Source organism: Synergistaceae bacterium (genome assembly GCA_012728235.1).
Classification (GTDB): Bacteria; Synergistota; Synergistia; order Synergistales; family Synergistaceae; genus JAAYFL01.
In genome coordinates this window covers 1-2,108 of the sequence record JAAYFL010000050.1, presented here as the reverse complement: position 1 = coordinate 2,108, position 2,108 = coordinate 1, and the positions used below count along the sequence as shown (strand labels likewise).

General features: G+C 35.1%; 3 protein-coding genes and 1 pseudogene. 2 read left to right on the top strand and 2 right to left on the bottom strand.

The genetic code is table 11. The annotated features are described in order from the left end of the window. Window positions 1-282: 282 nt before the first annotated feature. Together GXZ13_04005 and GXZ13_04000 are read left to right on the top strand one after the other, a co-directional pair. Window positions 283-795: a hypothetical protein gene (locus tag GXZ13_04005; protein ID NLX74999.1), complete on the top strand. Its 513-nt coding sequence runs from the start codon at window positions 283-285 to the stop codon at window positions 793-795. A 12-nt stretch (window positions 796-807) separates the two neighbouring features. Beyond that, the gene (locus GXZ13_04000) at window positions 808-1,026 is read left to right on the top strand and encodes a helix-turn-helix transcriptional regulator (GenBank protein NLX74998.1); all 219 of its coding nucleotides are present in this window, start codon (window positions 808-810) and stop codon (window positions 1,024-1,026) included. A gap of 149 nt (window positions 1,027-1,175) precedes the next feature. Here GXZ13_04000 and GXZ13_03995 read toward each other — a convergent pair. Together GXZ13_03995 and GXZ13_03990 are read right to left on the bottom strand one after the other, a co-directional pair. Then, window positions 1,176-1,697, bottom strand: a pseudogene (locus GXZ13_03995) (transposase). A gap of 272 nt (window positions 1,698-1,969) precedes the next feature. Beyond that, window positions 1,970-2,108, bottom strand: a 139-nt coding sequence (locus GXZ13_03990; protein ID NLX74997.1) for a peptidylprolyl isomerase, incomplete at its 5' end; no start/stop codon positions are given.

Genomic DNA, 2,108 nt, shown 5'->3' with positions numbered 1-2,108 from the left:
CTCCATAAATTTACGTAGGGCCGAAAGTCTTTCGGGGATTTCATTTTTTTTCATGATGATTTCTTTATTTGTTTATACACAAAGATACAAAAAATGTGGAAAGGGGAGGGGTTGTTTTAATGGAAAATTGAAAATTGAGAATTGAGAATTTCTGTGATTTGGAATAATGTCAGCATCTTGGATTGCTTTATTGCTGAATTAATTAACGATAAACATTAATTAATTGTTGCGTATCATTGTATTTATGCTTTACTTTGTTTTAAACTTTTAATAAATATCGACATGAAAAATTTAAGACTAGTTCCAGTAGGCTTTTACGCTGCTTTTATGGGATTCCTTATTGCACTACTTATTAAAAATGGGGGCTTTAATATAGTGGCTGTTGTTGCTATACTCATCTTAGCTGTTTTTATATTTAATTTTATTATTAGAACAAAACTCTCTTTTAAGAAATACTTTACAAGTAAACATAACCTATTTACAACAAAAGTATACTCCGAACACTCTTATGGCGGTGTTCCCAAAGAGATAATGTATGAGAAGATGATTGAAGTGTTTGGTAACTCTCGTTTTAGGTTAGTTGATAGTGATAAAGAGAAACTAGAAATATTGGCTACTGCAAAAACCACATTTTATTCTTGGGGTGAAAATTTATATATTAGTTTTGAAAGTAGAGGAGATGAAACGATAATGAAACTCAAATCTACAACTGTATTTCAAATATTTGATTGGGGGAAAAATGAAGAGAACTTAGATAATTTATTAGCTGAATTGGATGACTTATTAATTATTTAAACGTTTTTATCTATGTCTATTATTGTAAATCTTGATGTAATGTTAGCCAAAAGGAAGATGATGTTGAAGGAGCTATCCGAGCAGGTTGGTGTATCAACAGTAAATCTATCAATATTGAAACAAGGGAAAGGCAAGGCAATTCGGTTTTCTACCTTAGAGGCAATTTGTAAAGCTTTAGATTGTCAACCTGGCGATATATTGGAATATGTGGAGGGGGAGAGTGGCGACTGATACGCCTTCTGGGGAGGGGCAGCTCCTGCTGCGCCTTTTCTTTTTGCATGACAAAGAGCTCTTCACTCAATTTCGCCACAGAGTTTTTTATCTCTAGCAGCACAAGAGAAAATATTTCCTGTGAATTTATGTGCTGTACTATCTTTGTTTAACTTCGCCTTATTAGGATTTTCCATTATATAATTTACAACATTCTCAAAATGATTTTCATCCCTAATAAATCTATCCCAATATTCACTTCTCCAAAAGTGTTTTGCATCCTCTTCAATTCTTAAGCCATACTTTTTATTATTAGCTAAAGCCCATCTCCCCGTATATGATTTCCATCCTTGCACAATTTTGCTCAAGTCATGTTCTGTTTCAATTAAAACATGTACATGATTGGGCATAATGCTCCATGCAATCAAATTATATCTATCTCCATTGTAATATTGAAATGCGTTCCATACCACTTGTGCCATCTCTGGATTGGATAATGCGCAAGACCCCATTCCTTTGTCTAGCCATTTTTCCACTTCTATTCTTTTTTTAATTTCTCGTTTAGTAGATGGTGTGTTTTTGAGCTCATCTTCAATATTTCTGAGTACACTTTGTGGTAAACTATCAGCCAGTCTATAGGTGATAGATTGAATAAGGTTTTTACTTTTGCGGTGGAGAAGGTTTCCTCCTATATTCCATTCCTCGGAAAAGCCAAAGTGTGAGGTGAAAAAAGCTTTAAAATACTCTTTTGCTTTCTGGGGAGGGGCAGCTCCTGCTGCACCTATTTCTTTTGCGCGGAGCGGGAGCTCCTCGCCCCCAGCCAGATTCTCATTGTGTTTCTTCATCCTGCAATCCATTATGAAACCAAGTTATAGTGGTTTTATCTGATTGTCATTATTCCCTTTCCTTTTCTTTAAACAAGATGCTTCGCTCCCAACAGATGTTCTCAATTGAGCTAAATCAACTACTTTATTAGACGTATCTTTTCTATCCAAATATCTTCTCTCGGACGATCGGCCCTATTGGTTCTCGCTTTTGCTATTTTATCAACTACATCCATCCCTGTCAACACTTCGCCAAAAACTGTGTAGTTGCCATCAAGG